10 protein-coding genes are annotated in these 17,478 nt (G+C 47.7%); all 10 read right to left on the reverse strand.

The window, feature by feature from the left end; all coding sequences use genetic code 11:
• Positions 1-82: 82 nt before the first annotated feature.
• The 10 genes from P364_RS0112445 to P364_RS0112490 all read right to left on the reverse strand — a co-directional run bounded on the left by P364_RS0112445 (position 83) and on the right by P364_RS0112490 (position 17,476).
• Complete coding sequence (locus tag P364_RS0112445) at positions 83-922, reverse strand: hypothetical protein (protein ID WP_024630445.1); 840 nt, start codon at positions 920-922, stop codon at positions 83-85.
• Positions 923-936: 14 nt separating this feature from the next.
• A complete protein-coding gene (locus tag P364_RS0112450; RefSeq protein WP_029880952.1) occupies positions 937-2,019 on the reverse strand; it encodes a hypothetical protein in 1,083 nt (360 codons plus the stop codon).
• Positions 2,020-2,029: 10 nt separating this feature from the next.
• Positions 2,030-5,899, reverse strand: a complete 3,870-nt coding sequence (locus P364_RS0112455; protein ID WP_024630446.1) for a hypothetical protein — start codon at positions 5,897-5,899, stop codon at positions 2,030-2,032.
• Positions 5,900-5,925: 26 nt separating this feature from the next.
• On the reverse strand, positions 5,926-7,746 hold the full coding sequence (locus P364_RS0112460) for a major virion structural protein (protein WP_024630447.1): 1,821 nt from the start codon (positions 7,744-7,746) through the stop codon (positions 5,926-5,928).
• 88 nt (positions 7,747-7,834) lie between these two features.
• Positions 7,835-9,313 (reverse strand): hypothetical protein, encoded by a 1,479-nt coding sequence (locus tag P364_RS0112465; protein ID WP_024630448.1) that lies wholly within the window; start codon positions 9,311-9,313, stop codon positions 7,835-7,837.
• A 48-nt stretch (positions 9,314-9,361) separates the two neighbouring features.
• Positions 9,362-12,022 (reverse strand): PKD domain-containing protein, encoded by a 2,661-nt coding sequence (locus P364_RS0112470; protein WP_024630449.1) that lies wholly within the window; start codon positions 12,020-12,022, stop codon positions 9,362-9,364.
• A 15-nt stretch (positions 12,023-12,037) separates the two neighbouring features.
• Complete coding sequence (locus P364_RS0112475; RefSeq protein WP_024630450.1) at positions 12,038-12,424, reverse strand: hypothetical protein; 387 nt, start codon at positions 12,422-12,424, stop codon at positions 12,038-12,040.
• Positions 12,425-12,427: 3 nt separating this feature from the next.
• Positions 12,428-12,844: a hypothetical protein gene (locus tag P364_RS0112480; RefSeq protein WP_024630451.1), complete on the reverse strand. Its 417-nt coding sequence runs from the start codon at positions 12,842-12,844 to the stop codon at positions 12,428-12,430.
• 85 nt (positions 12,845-12,929) lie between these two features.
• Positions 12,930-16,418 carry a peptidoglycan DD-metalloendopeptidase family protein gene (locus P364_RS0112485; protein WP_024630452.1) on the reverse strand — a complete coding sequence of 1,163 codons (3,489 nt, stop codon included), beginning with the start codon at positions 16,416-16,418 and terminating at the stop codon, positions 12,930-12,932.
• 14 nt (positions 16,419-16,432) lie between these two features.
• Complete coding sequence (locus tag P364_RS0112490) at positions 16,433-17,476, reverse strand: S-layer homology domain-containing protein (RefSeq protein WP_024630453.1); 1,044 nt, start codon at positions 17,474-17,476, stop codon at positions 16,433-16,435.
• Positions 17,477-17,478 lie beyond the last annotated feature (2 nt).

A 17,478-nucleotide genomic window follows, 5' to 3' on the forward strand; every position in this document is an offset into this window, starting at 1 on the left:
ATTTTGCGGTGTCTTCCTTTACCGCAGATACATTATAAGCAAGAAATCAAATATTTTACCTGATAGGTGGTAGACTGAGGTACTACCTCAGCCGAATCACTAGTTCTATAGTGACACCTTCAATGCCTTCGCCCCGTTCGACCACGTTAACGCGGAAGTGGTCATCCTTGTTGATTCGAGGAACGGATACAGCGTAAGGTCTACTTGACGTTCTACTAGAACGCTCATCCCCATCCACGACAAGGTTGGTATGGAAGATTGTCTCCCACACAGGGGTTGCGCTGTCGTAGCTTTCCTGAGAACACTTTTCAATCTGGAATGCGGTGTCTGCTATCCCTTCACGGGAAGTGGAAGCATAAACCTCAGTGATATCTCCCTCATACGGGAATCTCATGACTAGCTTGGCTATACCATCAAATACCCGACTCAGGACGAACACTATTGTCTTTGATTCAGCCCGCCGCTCAATAGAATCGAGACGGTCGTCAAGGCTATTGAAGGGAGCATGTCCGTCCTTGTATTGCCTAGCCTTATGTACCTCTTCTTCCAGAGCCAAGAACCTGAGCCCATCAATGTTGTCATTTCCTTGGCGGTATTCCGGTTTCCAAGTCCTGATAAGGATTTCATCGCCAACCTGTAGCTGTACAGTCTGTCCAGCATACGGCGTGTCTCCTTGATACTTGCCCAGGTCCAGACGGATAGTTGTAGGGTCAATCTCTTCGTAGCCACCGCCTTCCAGCAAGTGTGCTCCGTTAAAGTACACATCTAATTGCTTAGTGCCCTCCCGGTATTCATGGTCAAGGTGAAGAAACAGCCCACGCTCTAACGCAAGGTACTGCTCGTCTACAATGATTTCCTGCTCGTCCCAATATTGAAACACCCCTCCACCGTAGCGCCGAAGGGTCATCTTAGTTCCTGCCATTCACTCTCACCTCCTTACGTGTGGTTAATATCCAGAATAAAGTGCAGAGGTTTAATCTGGAAACGGTCTTCCATCTTCTCGACTTTCATCCAGAACTTTCGTTCCCCAAGAGGTGGCAAACTGTCCATGTCCAGAAGCTTTGAGAAATCCCCAGTCGGCATATCTGCTCCATCATCATGGCAAATATCTGCCCACTCGTACCCAAACGTCTCCATATACTTTAGGATACCAAGGGATATAGTATTTGCAGGCTTCTCCTTGGAAGGGTTCTGTAGTACCATCTGAACAAGAATCTGATTGTCGTACATAGTTCCAAGATACGTGTCGGTCTCCTTGTTAAGTTCTTTACCATTCCAGACGACCTTCAGTTCTGTACCGAACAGGTAAATGTCGCCACCATAGATATCGAAAGCACCAAGGCTGGACAGGAGCGTCCCTTGCGTATCATAGACTCTAATAATGCCGTTGTACGGGACAGCGGGTAGTTCAATCTCGCACCCCGTCCAGTTTGGTTCGACTACAGCCGAAGCCACCGAATTACCATCAGGGTCACAAAGGTAAACTGAGTACCCCATTGGTAGATTACCTACTGTAATCTTGTCACTCTTGCAGACTACGACTCTATCAAGATTGATCGTATCGAAGTTATCCTGCTCACGGTTCTTCAGGATGACTCCCATCTTCTCAGCTACCATAGGAGCGGTGTCGAATATCTCCCATCCACTTCCGCGGTCTGCATAGAACGTCCACTTATTCCCTTTCTTCAAAGCCCGCCATTTGCTGTATTCTCTTGTGGTGGTGTCCTTACTCTCAAGAAACTCCAAGCGGTGGTATCCATCTTGCCAGATGATAATACCGCCTTCATCGAGAAGTTCCGTGGGCACATAGTCTGCTGTCACTTCCATTAAAACGGTCTGCTCTTCAGGAACGTCAAACATAATAGAAGTATCGTTGTCTGTGTGCGGCATAATGACCTGACCCAAAGGATTGTCGATTGAAATAGCATCACTAGGTGAAAGGGCATAGCGGGAATGGATGCTCCCGCTATCGAACCTATCATCGAAGATTAAGCCACTCGACTTTTTATAGACTCCCAATTATTATCACCTACCTTGTTTTCTTCCAGTTCCAGATACTCCAAGAAGCTATCTTACCAAGAATGAGCCAGATGCGAGGTTTCTTTGGTTCTTCAGGAGTCTTCAGGATGCCGCCCTCCGGTCTCTCAATCGTCGTCTCAATTTCACGTTTAGGTCGTGTTGCGCCTTCCGCTTTCTCAATATCGACTTCAAAGACACGCTTAGGTCTGTCGGCTTCTTCTGACTTCTCAATACCGACCTCTACTGCCCTGGCTGGTCTAGCGGCCTCTTCCGGTTCAGCGATGTGCGTCTCGATAGGTTCACGGTTATTCACAGATTCAGTGTCATCATGGATATCGGTCACAAGCTGTTTTCTCTTCCGTGTGGCAGAATCCAGTTCCTCAATGACCGATTCGTTTTGATACGAACTGTAGTCAGCGAGTTCTTCTTCCTGAATAACTGCGTTCATCTCCTTGCCGCTCGTAGCTTGCTCAGATTTATGGACGATGGCTTCAGCATTGGTTGTCGATGTTGCTGTCTCCATTTCCGAGATAGTTCCGACTTTCCTGCTATCATCAAGATAAGCTGACTCAACCTCATGAATAACGCCCTCTGTAGAACCGTCAGGGTAATCTGCGGATTCTAACCCGAGAACGCCAGCTTCCTCTGAAGTAAAGGATGTTGCCCCTTCAATCTCAGACAGCACTGCATCTGCAGACTTGTTCTGCGTTGCCCCTTCCAGTTTGGTCTCTTCCATCTCGTACTCTCTGTCACCGTAGGTTACTGATTCCAGTTCGTGTAAAACGGACTCTCTTGCCACATCGCTCTGCCAAGCACCTTCAATTTTATGGAGGATAGATGGAGAGTTTCCGTCACTAATTCGAGCGCCTTCGATTTCATGGGTCACGCCTTCTTTGTCCGCCCGCTGTTCAGCTAACTCAATGCCGAACCATACTCCGTCTCTGCCTGTTTCATTGACTGCGGTCTCCGGTTTGTGCTCATAGCCGACCTGCTTGGCATCTGACTGCTCTGCTGTCACCGTCTCCTGCATGACACCTTCAGCACTGGTCATATGGTCAGCCGTTTCTGGTCTTTCCATCACCCCGTCATACTCCATGCCCGCCGAACCTGTCTCAATCCCTGCGACCACGCCTTCAGCGGTTGGGTCGGATACTGCTGTCTCAGGGAAATGTACTACGCCGTCCTTGGTAATGTCGGACTCTGCGGCAGTCAACGTGTTCGGTCTCAGCCCTTCTCCGAATGTGGTCTGCTCTGCCGATTCAATCGTCTGCATAATGCCGATGTGCTTGTTCGCTTCAGAGATAGCCCGACCAATCTCAGACACGTCTGCTGTCCGGTGGAAGTCGAATAAAGATGCTCCTGACATTTCCTGCGGCATCGTTCCTTCCGGTTCGTTGATGTACCGTCCAGTAGAAGGATTTTCTACAGCAAGTTCTGCCCCTTTGTTATGCTCTGCCTGTACTTCATCCTGATTGGTGGCGACGACTGTCACACCTGCGCCCGCCTGTTTCATTCTTTCAATCACAGCTTGTGTGATGGCAGGGAAGTCGGCTTGAGTAAAGCCTTGAGTGATGCTGTCTTGGATGATGTGCTCCATGCCAGCTTCGATTAAATCGACAGCTTTCGAGCCATACATAATCTCCATGAGCCGCACAGCCTTAAGGATTTCAGGAGACTCCGCAATCACGCCTTGTATCTGCTCGAACGTAACCAAGGATTGGACTTCAGCTTGCATACGCTCCGTGACTTCTGCATCCGTCATCTCTTCTACCTCTGCGTCCGTCCGGTCGCTGACATTATCTGCGCTCATGAATCTATCTACCAGTGGGTCACCGCCCACATAAATCTCAGCGTTGGTCACAAGTTGGATATCACTACTACTGCTTATGAGGTGTCCGGCATCTGTCGCCGTCTCCACGTCAGCGGCGTACGCCTGATTGACCACTGCCTGTGAAGAGAACTCTAGTCTACCTTCGGCTTCAGAGTCGCTAGAAGCTTTTGTAATGCTCTCATTTCCCCATGCGTCCGAAGTGTACTCTGCCGACTCAAGACGATTCTCAGCACCGTTTGCAATGCTCGATGCGCCTGTAAAGAAGGAGATTTCACCGCCCTTATCGAAGTAGAACGATTGCTCTAATACATCTGTTCTTGCATCGTAGTCCATCTCTACCTTGCCACTCTCCAATGCAGGGATGACCCCGCCCTCCTGCAGAGTGTCAGCAGTGCTTATCCGGTCAATTTCCAGAAACGAACCCGACTGGCTGTCAGTTACTTCAATGGTCTCAAACTGCCCGTCCCGCCTTGTCTCATACGTAAAGAACTCCTGAAGTTCTGCTGTTGCCCTTTTGTCCACGGTCTGCGTGGTTTCGATTCTAGCATCCTTGACATGTTTGGTAGCTTGACTGGACGACTCAATGATGTAAACGTCCTCACGGGTTGTCGATTCGGTATACAAGTCAAGGTGTGCAGGCTCATGAACCAACGTTTCGTAGGCAATGCTCTCATGTAAATTAGAATCGTGTACGGTCTCGCCTTGAGTGAGCACCCCATCAATACCCCCTTCATAGACGGGTTGAATGAGGTCACCTGTCATCGTATCCTGCTGGCTGGCTTGCATGACCGTATCTGTCTGCCCAAACTCCTGCACGTCAACATTCTGATAGGTGTACACTTGGGTAAAAGTCTCAAGGTGAGTATCCTTGTGCGTGTCTACCATGATAAATTCACTCAGCATCGTCGGGTCATGGTAAAGCGTCTCTGTTACAGTGCGCTCGTTTACCTCTGCATCCCCGCCGCCGTAAGTATCTGTCAGCGTAGTTAGCGTCAGGTCTGCTTCATTCTGCTTCTCTGCATGAATATACGCTACGTCTTGTGCATCAAAAGCCATGTCGGATACTGCGTTCTCTGTCTGTGACAGAAATGCGTCCTCCGTGACTTCCAGCCGCCGTGCTTCTTCGATATTTTCAAGAGGTCCCTCTTGCCTTGTATCAGCCAATTCGTACGCTTTAAGGGAAGAATCCTTGGTACTAATCTCAGCAAGTTCGTAACCGAACTCCTTACTTTCACTCACAATGATTGCATACTCAACCGGATAGGATTCTCTGTCTGCCCTGTACATACCAACCTCTGCTGACTTGAAACGGGCAGTTTCTCCTTGCATCGTGATGTTAGGGTCATGGGTAGCAGTGCTCAGTAAAGCAATCTCCCCGTCCAAGATGTTTCTTACAATGTTCGACAAAACCGCCCGACCTTTTTCCGCATTAAGGCGAACCCCATTCTCAGCCGTGTCGAAGCCTGACATTTGAGCGTCCGCTGATATTCCTGAGGTATTGGACTCCAAGGCATGAATAACACTCTGCTTGTTAGATAGTGAAATGGATACTCTGTTCCCTTCCTCAATGGAGACCTTCACGTCATAAAGATCACCGGAGGATAATTCGTCAAGAAGTGCCAGATGGTCTGTTCGACTGCCTTCTCTCACCGCCGCACCTTCAGCATCAAGTACCTGCTCTAGCCTGCGTACGCTCTGTTGCTCTCCAGTTGTTACGTCCGTGACTGTTTCGCCGTTAAAATACTTATGTATGCCCGACAAATACGATACGATAGATGCGACTACAGTCTCCACCTCAAAACCGTCATACTGAGTGACGTACTCAGCACTCCCTAGCCGCCCGAATAATCCAGTAGCCGAGTGAGGCACTTTATTTGCGCCCTTCATGGTATCTTCAATCAGTGTTCGATAGGTACTGTTAACGGGAGCGGTCAGGTGATATTGATTGTTTGCATTGATAATCTGCTCAAACCCAATTGTCAGTTCATAGCCCTTTTTAGAAAAAAGGGCGGTGAAGCTGATCAGGTAAGATTTCTTACCGTTCATCATTCACCGCCAACCTCCCTTGCTATTTATTACGAGTTCTTCTTCAACGTTTCTTTCAGGATGCCGAGACCAATTGGGGCAAACGGCGACATGTTAGCCAATGTGAACGGACTGACAGGTGTGTCTGCCAACGTGTAGCGGTAAAGTTGCTTGTACTCGTAAGTAGCAAGGACTTCCGATTCAGCCACAGGTGCTTTTCCGTCAAGGAAGTTGATTGTCTTCGTCTCGATATCAACTGTGTAGTCTGTGCCGAGCACTTGGTCTACGCAATCCACCTGAACTTCCAACTTAAACGGAGTTCCGTCATCCTTCAGAGAAGGCGAGTGCGCCATATGGAAGACTTTGTTTACGCCTGTGCCCTTGCCCACTTCTTCATGGTCGGATGTCTCCACTACTTCAAGTTCATCGAGTTGGGAAATGTTCTTAGGGTGTACGGCGTAACATTCATCCAGCTTACCTACAAAACCATCATTCGGGTGAACAATGTACATCGGGGAGATGTGATACTTACCACTATAAACCGATGGATTAAATCGGGACTCACCCGCATCAACGTTCTTATCGTGCGTTATGAACGCGAGGTAATGCTGTTGGTAGTATGTACCACCGATGGACTGTTGAAGCTGTACCCCGCGGTTTCCGTTGGATGTGTTGTTACCGTAGTCGACGTAAATCGCACCCAACTTCATGTCTTTCTTCCATACAACTTCGTCTGCTTCCCGACAACCAGAGATAATGACATTGTTTTTGCGAGGGGACTTACCAAGAGTCGTTAGCCGCCCGATGTACAATGGAGCGAAGTAAGTATTCTCAGCGCCCGGAGTAGGATCTGGACGGAAAAACATTACGATTCGGTCTTTGGTCACATTCCCCCAATAGTACATCGTACTATCACGTTGCCATCCTCTATCAAAGTTCTGCAACGGAGTGAAGGACAGAGCCGTTGGCAGGGATGGATAGATGTAATAAATGGATGAGTAAACAGCATTCATTAGATCATTCGGTTTATCGGGGTCAAAGTTCTTGACTGTGATGTCACCGTAATTCAGCGTTTGGTTTCCAGTGGCATTCAGAATTCTGATGTAGGATGCGTGTAATTCTGCGCCTGCGTCTGGTGCTTTGCCAACGAACGTTACACTATTTTTAGTGTAGTCAACTGTGTATAACGTTGAATCCTGTTCAACCTGATTCACATAAACCCTTACAGTGTCCGCTTTAATCGTCGCCACCGTTGGGATTTGGAACAACTTACGAGTTCCATCACCATCCGGTAAAATGGATTCAGGGTCACCAACGACTACAGAACCGCTAACACCTTGTACGATTCGTTCGCCCCGCACATCATCGAATGTGAAGAAGTACATGCGCTTCACTGGCTGAGGTGCAATTGGAGATGGGGAGTAGTTTGCTGTAATTGCGTCAGTCGGCAATGGTGCAGACGTGAATGTGATGATACCGTTCGTTTCATCAAGAACGTAGTCTGTAGAAGCAACAGCGTTACCGTTCTTATAGACGATGACAGAATCTCTGAGTACAGGGAACACTTGGAAGTGGAACTTCGTGTTTAATGTCTCGTTTTCAATCAACGCACCAAGTACGGAGTTCTGAGAAATAAACTCTTGCTCGCCCAAGGTTGGATTGCTTTTCTTGCCGTATCCGTAAACCATGCCGAAGTTCCGCATTTGGTTGTCCGAGCCGAGAGACCGGAACAAGCGGACATCTGCGAACTTCTGACCGTCTTGAGATACGGAGCGGTACTTTATGAATGTATCCCATCCCTTGGAGTTAAACAGTGCTTCAAGGTCTTTAGGGAATAGCTGAATCGTGGAATCTCCATCAAACCAACTCACGATAAATCACCTCTCGTTTGGAATTACCCTGCCGGTTATCCTGACTAAATATACTTATTTAATAGGAATTTATGCCAGGGCTATATTGTTATGGGGTTGTAGGCTGTGTCGGTGTAGGTGTCGGAGTGACCTCCACGCCTTCATCATCTACAGTATTTAAGTACAATCCAATACCCGCTGGACGGTACTGAGTTCCCGGCTTACTTGTCAGTGGGGATACACCCTCAACCAAGAAGTAACGGAATACATCGAATTCATCTGGGCAGTGATCCTTCTTCACACGCAGTTTGTTTGCGTTAAAGGACAGCGCCGATAATGCGATGGTGTCTTTCAGTGCTCCCCGCACCCCTTCTTCTGGATGAACCACGTACAGCTTGGAAGTGTGAACCTTACCGCTGTATCGGGAAGGGTTAAAGGAATACTTGTAAAGAGGATTCTCAGCGTTGTTCCAAGCCCGCGGATAGTCTCGCTTGCCATCCTGCGAAGTACGCATTGGAGGGATGGCATTGGCTGGTGCGTTCCAAGACAGGTAGTACGCCTGATATCGAGCACCGAGTTTACCACGGCTGACCATAACGTTGTCCAATCCGTTCGCAGGATTCTTAGGGTAGGTTTTCATCAGCGGCATGATGTTCGGTTGTCTCTTCGTCGTATCATCGAAGTCGTACTCAGCGATAGCAGTCAACCCCGCTGAACCTGTCTGTGTCACGATAGGTACACTACCTGCGAACATTGCGTAGGCATCATCACCTTCTTCAATGGCATCCAGCTTACCGAAGTAGAGAGGAATGATTGGAACAAGGTTTCCTTCCGGTGCAGGTACGTTGTCACATTGGATGATGAAAAACAGGCTATCTCCGTTCAAGTGACCTTTAATAGAGATTTCTGAGTCAGCCCACCAGTTCGTATTTTGAATCGCATAGTTGATATCGTCGTCGTGGTATTTTTCCAAAAGGTTGGTGCGAAGACCAGCTTGCATGATTGGAGACTGCATCCGATTCCCTTCAGCTTTAGATACAGTGAAGGTAGCCGTCGAGCCTGTGCCTACCCAACCTGCCGCTTCTACTTCGATATCCAGAGCCGCCCGTTTAAGGTCGCCCGAGTTAATCCAAGGCAGTGTTACGTCAGAGTAGTTAGGCATAAGTCCCGCCAAATTCTCGACCATATAGAAGTACAGAGTCTGAGGGGAACGATACTTACGGAACTCGTTTGTAGCCCATTCTGAGAACACCGCAAGTGTTGCAGGAGCCGGAGCTTTAGAATCAGGTGACTTGTTTAGCTTCCGAAGTTGACCAAGGTTCTGATTCCATGTACCAAGAACAGCAACGCCAAACATCTTGCCCGCAGTGTTCTTGTAAATGAAGTGCTCCGCCACGTAGATTGGAATGTCGGCCGAATCAAGACCGGTGTACGTGCTTCGCATAATACCTGCATCAAAAACCACTTTCTTAAAATTAGCGACCGTATCCCATCCTTGAGTAGCAAGTAGGTCTCCTAACCGAGGTTGAATATCCTGTTCCGTTACTTTCGGGGTAAACGATGCAGGAGTTGTGTCGATAAATGGCATTTAAATAGCACCCCTTTACTTATTAGCTTTATATAGCAAGTCCTGCTGTTACACAGGACAGTTTACCAGGTATTCCCACGACGAACTTGACCCCGAACTGGAGGACATGACCACCTTTATTTGTGTTACGCCGCCAACAGGACTGTATTGAAATTGGAGTGAACCTCCGTTAGATACTTCCATGTTGGTGCTGGCAAGCAACTGGTTCTGATAGTAAACATCCATACGGTCAGCTACCCCATACATGTTGTAGGTGATAACGACTCGTCCAGATGAATTGCCCATCTCATGCAGTTTCTCCGTATAAGCACCGCCGCCAGAATCGTTCAGCTTACCGCACTGCAATGTATTAGCCGGTGGGGGTGGTGGAGGTGGTGGGGGCACGTACTTGGCAGTTACCGTTATGGTTGCCGTAGCCGTTGCCTGCTGACCTATTTCATTCCACACCGTAAGCTTGACCGAATACGTGCCGACATTGCTGAACGTAAACGTTGCATTATCGACTGTATACAAGCCCTTTTTCACGTCACTCGTCACTTCCCACCTGTAATTCGTAATAGGGGAGTGCTTACTGTACAGCGATGTGAACTTGATTGACGTGTCCTCTTCTATGCTTGAATAACCAGGGTCGATTGACAGAATCAGAGCTGGAGATTCAGGCGGTGCAGGAGGAATCTCAGGAAGAGTGTACCCCGCCTTTAGAATGCCGAGAGCGGCAGGTCTGTATGGCGTTGCAGGCCTCTTTGTCAGTGGCGAAATTCCTTCGACCAAGTAGTAAGAGTAAACCTCATACCTATTCTCGTCGTCACAGTAATCTCTCACAGCCTTTAACTCGTCACCATTCATTATAGTTAAGGGAGAGGTTAAAATAACGTTTCGCAGTGTTCCGAACGTACCATCTTCAGGATGAACCAGAAGTGCACGGGATGAATGGGCTTTCCCGCTGTACCTTGACGGACTGAACTGGTACTTGTATTGCTCGTTCATGTAATCTTTCCAAGCCCTTGGGTGCTTACGGTTGTCAGCATTTTCCCTTAGCGGTGGCATAGAATTAGAAGGAACATTCCAAGACAGGTAATGCGCCTGATACCTTGCACCGAACTTATTTCGCTTGACCATAATGGAGTCAATACCGTTACTTGGGAAGTGCGGATACTCCTTCATAACAGGAAGCAAAACCTCTTGCTTGATGCTTGCATCGTCATAATTAAATTTACCAGACTGCTTGAGAGCGTCTTCTACAGTAGCCCCGTCCTTGTTGTATGCCGTCCCTGAGAATAAGGCAGAAGGTGTGCCTTCAGCGTTTCGATTGGTCTCGATATGAATCTCAAGAAACATCCGACCGGATACCGGAGTGTAGCCACTCACTCCATCTCCACTCACTGCTTCAATGGTCACAGAGGACATGCCCTCGATTCCCGTGATATCGAATTGCCCCATCAACTGAGCATCGTTCCTGTTACTTGTCGGCTCTACCGCCCCGATGGTATTGAACTTCCCTATCTCCTGTCCTGCGATGGTCAGCGTGACAGCTTCGTCAGGCATGTCGCCGTCCGTGTCACCCATTAGCCATACTTTTACATATGACCCCGCATTAACCATTGGCTTGCCTGAGATAATTGTGGAAGTCTTCGTCTGCTTCCGGTAGAAGTCGAACGTGATATCCCGATTAATAACCTCTTCTGTCAAGCCGTTAACATCGAAGTCTCCCATGTAGAGAGGAATCGCAGGTACGGCGTTGTCATCCCAAACGGGAGCAGTGTCCGCAACTATAATCAGCATGAGCGACTTACCGTCCACGAACCCTTTGACGAACACCTTACTGTCGTCCCACCAGTTCGTAAATTTTACGTCAACGAAGGCAATCTTCTCTGTGTGCTCAAGCTGAGGGATTCTTGTATGGGACGTGACTATTGGCGACTGGTACATCTGAGGGAAGGAATCAGTAATTCGTGACTGAAGAGCGTTTGTATTATCGTCCAGCCCCCACATGCTTGTCTGCACTTCAACATCCAAAGCCACCCGTTTCAATTCATTGACGTTCTCCCACCCAACCAACATCTTCCCGTTTCCAATCCACTTCTCAAGCTGGTAGAAGTAAAGCGTATGCCGCTCAAAGAGGGCATCTTCGTTAGCCTTCTGAATCGCCCAAGAGAATACGCCGCTGTCCTGCGGTGTTAACTGAGTACCGTAATCGGCATTTTTGTCATAGATTGCGAATGGTACTTTACAGTCCGTCCGTCCAATCTGCTCATTAATGTGAGCCAGCATTGCCATGCCAAACAGGTTTCCCGATATATTTTTGACGACGATGTGCTTGGTCACATAGAAGTCGAAGGTGTCTGCTGACCCGACCGTGCTGTAGTAAATTGCTACCTGACCGGATACCCCTGCTTCAAAGGTAATCGTGATGGTTTCGTCAGTGTTCTTGACCGCTATGTAATAGGATGTTGGAGCAATCTCTCCATCAAGGAAGATGTAGTAATCATCGTTCAGTACCTTAGGCAAGTCTATTTCAGGGTTAGCCATCGGAAGGTAGAAACGCTTGATTGTTGGCTTGGTCAGCTTGTTGGAGTAGGTTACCTTAGTAAACTCAGCTACCTTTGACCAGCCGTTGGTTGTCATGATACCAGCAAGCCCTTCTAGCAAAAACTCTTCATTTATGGTCGTGTCGAGCCAAGGCGTTGGCTGGTATGACGTATCTGCCATTTAATCACCTCCTTTCTATTTGAGCGTTTGGTAGTTTGCCCATACTACCTTAGGCTTGCCGCCCTCATTAAAGAACTCAAAGTGAAGTTGTGTTCCCTGCTTACATGGGATAATCGCCGTCAGGTACATCCCCTCCGGTAAATCCTTCGTGTAAATGTTCTTACATACCAGCCGTTCCCCTACGTACAAGTTCCAATAGTCTCTTGCTTCATAGTTGGATACGCCGACTGCAACGGAAAGCAACTCACAATCCTCTTGAATGGTCAACTTGTGTTCGACCTTGCCCGCCATTGGGGACTCTATCATAATCCCTTCAATGTACGGGTTCGTTTTGGTAGGCATAAAAGGAGGGTCGAGTCTACCGCCTACCAGATAACTCGCAAAATTTGCTCCGCTAGACATTCACTACACCGCCTTAATATATTCGAGTTCCAGATTCTTAAATAATCCGTTCTCTCTAATAATAGTCCCTCTAACTGTGCTGAAAGATGCGATATCTGTTTCCTCTTCTAATTCCTCATTGACCAAGGCAGGATATGTAATCTCTATCAGGAAGCCTTCCACAATTAAATTGGCATCCCTCTCAAGGGTCAGAATTTCGATTACACCGTTATCGTATGTGTATACCACAGAAGTTACGAGAGCAGAATAACCTGCCAATTCTCTGCGGGCTTCCACGTTAATTACATTCGGTTCTACAAGTGCATCCATGACAGTTAATTCATCGCCGCCAGTGTAAAGACCGGATTTCTTCATCTCCCTACGAATTAAATCGAGTATGGGATAGATTTCATTCGAGTTTACAAAGTTCCTAGTGTCCAAAGTATACACCTCACCTTCAATAGCATTATAAGAAAAAGCAGGGAACAATTAGCGCCGTAAGCGTAAGTGCTCCCTGCCTATGTGGTTATCCTAATTCTGATAAAGACTGCCACGTCAACTCGAGGTAATTGACGATGCCATCGCTGTTACCGACGATTCTGTTCCCCTTAACCAGGAAGTAATTGGCAGTGAACGTATTGGAATCGTATACGTAAACAGAGTCAAGCAGTTCGATTAACGGATTACCTTTGACGACTACGTTCTTCGTCCTTGCCTGACGTTTGTAATCAAAGAAAATCTTATTGGCTACGTCCTCCTTCAAGTCTCTCAAGGAGTTTCCATCGATCTCTTCAATCCAGTCCAACTGAGCGCCCGCCGTGCGGATATTACCCTTGGTTGCGATAATCAGAGACTTGTCGAAGAAGTGTTCCACGATACCCGCTGTACCGGAAATCATCAAGTGATTTCTGACACGCGAGTAATCCGTAGAAGAAGTAACTTCCAGTAGATTCTCTCCATCAATGAACTCCCACTTCATGCCCGCTACCATAGCCCAGTCTGGTGAATCGAGGAAGTCCATCTTCTCCATTCGAAACGTCCCATACCTGTCGCAGTAGGCACGGTAAGGAATATCTTGAATAAGGGACTGTACGGCATCTGAAGCGTTCGTACCTATTGGGAAGGATACACTTGCCACGAACGGATTCTGCCAGCCGCCCACTTCCATAATATTCTCCTGAGTCACGGCCTCAAGTTCTCCGCTCTCCTTATTAAATTTCATGAAGGTGTTCTTCCCTTTGTTCACGTCGATGTAAACTGTGTCCTCAATCACGTAGTCAGGGTTGCTCATATCCTCCGAATGAAACTTCCAAGCGCTCATTCCTGCATGGACAACAATGTCTTCTACAATGCTTGATTTAATCCAGGAGAATGCCCCGCCATCTCCTGCATAAGCTTCTTCCGGCGGGTAATGCATAGGCTTGTAGAAGATAAATTCCTCAAGCATGTCGTACCTGTCCACACAGATAAACGAGACGGTCTTCTCGTCAGAGTTCTCCGTAATTTCGCCTTTAATCATTCCAGTGAATACACGGACAACTTCTTCCCCGTATCCCGCATAAATCCTGATTGGAGTGTACTCGCTAATAACATGTCGCAGTTCTCCTTCTTCGTAATAGCTCAACGGAGACTTGTCCGTCTTAAATGAGTCAGGGAACTCTGGTCTACGCTCCCAAGATGGAGAATAAATACCCGAAGAGTTGTCCAGCGTTAGCCGTGCGGTGCTGATAGTCGTATCAAGGTGGGTGTTGATTTCCCAACTCATTACATCTTTCTCAATGGTGTACATGTCTTCATAAACGAAGTCCCCAACTTCATACCACTTCTCGTCATACGTGTCACCGATGGCAGTAGCTAGTTGCTCGATGGCATAGTCGTTGGCAGCGTACTTCACACTGTCGAGATACATCGTTCCATCCGTCACTGCAAACAGAATTCTGCTTTGGTACGGATAGTCGAATGCCGCCCCACGGATTCCGGTGTTAACCCAGACATCATTTATCTTCACATATACATCGATATCCGTTTGGTCATGGCAGACTACAGTGTACTCGATAAAATCAGAAGTCGTGTTTAGCTTATACGTGCCGCCACCAGATGTATAAATTTGGTCATCCTTGATGTTCAGAAGAAACCCCTTCGTTCCATTACTAATAACTAACTTGCCGCTGGTACCGGCGGCTGTCTTCAGGCTAAAGTTAATCGTAAACGGAAACTTCTTGATTTTACCTAACCGCTCGATACCTGCTTCGCCTCCGCTGGTTGAGATTGCTTGATAATCTCCCTTGTCCTTCTGTACAACTGTGCTGTACGGTGTCCATTTGTTGGCACTGTTCATTTCATCTTCAAAGTCCCACATCGCCTTCGACTCAATGGTCTCTACATCGAACTCTTTCGCTCTGAGCCACAAGATACCGAACTTTCCTCTCGATGCTTTCGAGGAATTGGCGAAAGTGAATTTCACCACGTTATGTCCTTTGGGCATCGGGATGGAAGGTGGGTATGCCACTCCGTTTTTAGCGCTAACCCCGTTGATACGAACTACTTCGTAATCATTAACTGTGACAATAATTGTGTCATCCAGTTCAAGGTCAGAGAAGTATGCCCAGCCAAGGTTTCCTGCCTTAAACCAATCGTGCTCGAAAACCAGCGTTTTTGCCTGCCCTGCCCCGCCCGTTCCGTTAAATCCGAGAACGTTCATCGAAGTCTTGTCATCAACAACGGTCATTTGCACTGCACCGTTTGTCTCTGTGTACTTCTTGACATCAAGCGTAGTCTTCTTGGTCGTAAAATCCTTAAAGTAGGTTTGTTTAGTGGTTGTCCTGTTGTATTGGTACGTGACGATTTCCTTATCGATGCTGGCATCTCCAGTCGAGTCTGCCGTTCTTGGTTTACCATCGCCCCAAGACTTGACTCTTACAACAACGGGCTGCCTTCCAAACTTGAGGGCATTCGCCTTCGTATCATAAAGAATGTCAATTCGGTTGCCTTTGATATCCCCGCCCGTATCATCTGCAAGATACTCTCCCCAACTCGTTCCATTGACAATCAGTTCCACTTTGCTCTTCAAAGGGATGACAGAGGGATCTACCGCAATAATCTTCCAGCTCTTCCATGTACGAACGTCTGTACCGCCCCGTGTGATTCCAATACAGCCGGGGCAGTCTGCTACATATGCCGTTGCTTCCATGTTGTATTCCACGTAGGAGGTCGAGTCTGCCATTACCCCTGAAGCGTCCATTAGAACAGAAGCATCCTGAATGTTCCTTGGGTCAATTTTCTTGCTTGCTGTCTGAATAGTTTTCTTGCCCCGAAGGTACGGTTCAGGATTCTGTGCTACGTCGTTAAATCGTACTTCAAAGTGCAAGTGTGTTCCGTCACCGCCACCACTGGAGATGGAGTGTCCGGTATTACCTCCAAGACCTACAAGACCACCTGCGTTAACCTTGTCCCCCACACTGACACTGATTTTGTTTAAGTGGGCATACCTTGTCTGCCATCCGTTTCCGTGATTGACGTAGACGACTTTACCGTACCCTCTCAAGGTGCTGGCGATGGCTACTGTACCTGTCCACACAGCGTATACAGGGTCGTTCATCGCAAGGTCAAGGTCAATCCCTTTATGCTTCTTCCGGGAACAGCGAGGGTCTGTCTCGAACCAGTCGGTGATATACATCCCGTTGATGGTACGCTCCCCATTCTCCTTCCCATGCATCGTTGAACTAGCTTTTATTGGCATTGAGAAGTCTGCGTTTCTCAGGTCGGTGCTGGTATCAACCAGCGTACCGTCAACGTAATTCGTAATCTTCTCCGCTTTGTCGATGGATAGCATATCATTCACTGCACTGTCTACCACGTACTGGACTGCATCGTATTTTCTACGGAAGCCCCGCACGTATGATGTTTTGTCCAACTCTACGATTACCTTCGGCTCGTTCCCTAGCGCGTTTACACGCTCCATAATTCCTTGTAGCAATTGCCTTGAAGGGTAATTACCGTTAGATACATAAGCCACTTAAGCCACCTACCTTATCTATATTTCTCCGTAATCCACTCGATAAATCTATTGAGGAAGGTTACCGCTTCCGCTCTTGTAATACATGCTTCCGGTTCAAACTTGCCATCTTCATAAAGTGGGAACACATAACACCCGTCATGGAATTTTTCATCTAACAGGGTCAGTACATCGTTCGAGTACCATTTGGAAAGGATAACATCCTTATCCACAATCGGTCTCAGCGGCGTATCATTGTATGTGAACGCACGGTCGGTGTACCGATTATGCAGGTTCTCGTAAATACGGCTCATTAGTGCGAAGAAGTCTCCGCGACGAATACGAACGTCTCCGAAAAATCGGTCGTTGTATGTCACCCGCCCTGATTCCACGACGACCGTTTCACTTGTACGTCTATTCACCCCATTAATTACGGCGTTATACCCTATGACAGCAGGGAAGCCATTGTACATGTATGGTAGGTAAACTTCACCTTTATGAATTACAAACACGTCACGCTGAAATCCGATAGCGTTCCGGATGACCACGCCTGCATCACTTCCTGCGCCAACAGTAACGAAAAGTCTCTTCAGCTTAACCCCAAGGACTGTACAAGACTCCGGTTGGTTGCTGTAGCTGAAGTAGTATGTAGAAGCGTACTTCAGGGTTGCGTGTGGCATCCGGTAGTCGCCTACTCCATTGTATGGGGTATTGACACACCCGATATCTTTCCGGTCAGGGATGCCATAAGCAATGACCACGACTTCGATACCCGCCGACAGTGGGTTGGTCATTGTGACTTTTCCGTTCTCTACCTTCTCAGGAAGAACCTCTACCCCGTTCACGATAACGAACACCGGATTACTCATGTGGTATTTGTAATCAGGTACAAGAAACTCTTGCTGTCCGCTTACGGTCACGAAGCGCTTAACCATTCTCTCGTACCCTTCTTTGAACACGTTGTACGTCATGCCGCTTAAGACTTCTACGTCACCTGTCAAATCCGTTCTCATACGAGTAATCTCAAGTGTGTCACGGTAATACCAATCCAGCGGATCTACGTCAATCCATCTTTTCATTT

This window comes from Paenibacillus sp. MAEPY2, from assembly GCF_000499205.1.
GTDB lineage: Bacteria > Bacillota > Bacilli > Paenibacillales > Paenibacillaceae > Paenibacillus > Paenibacillus vandeheii.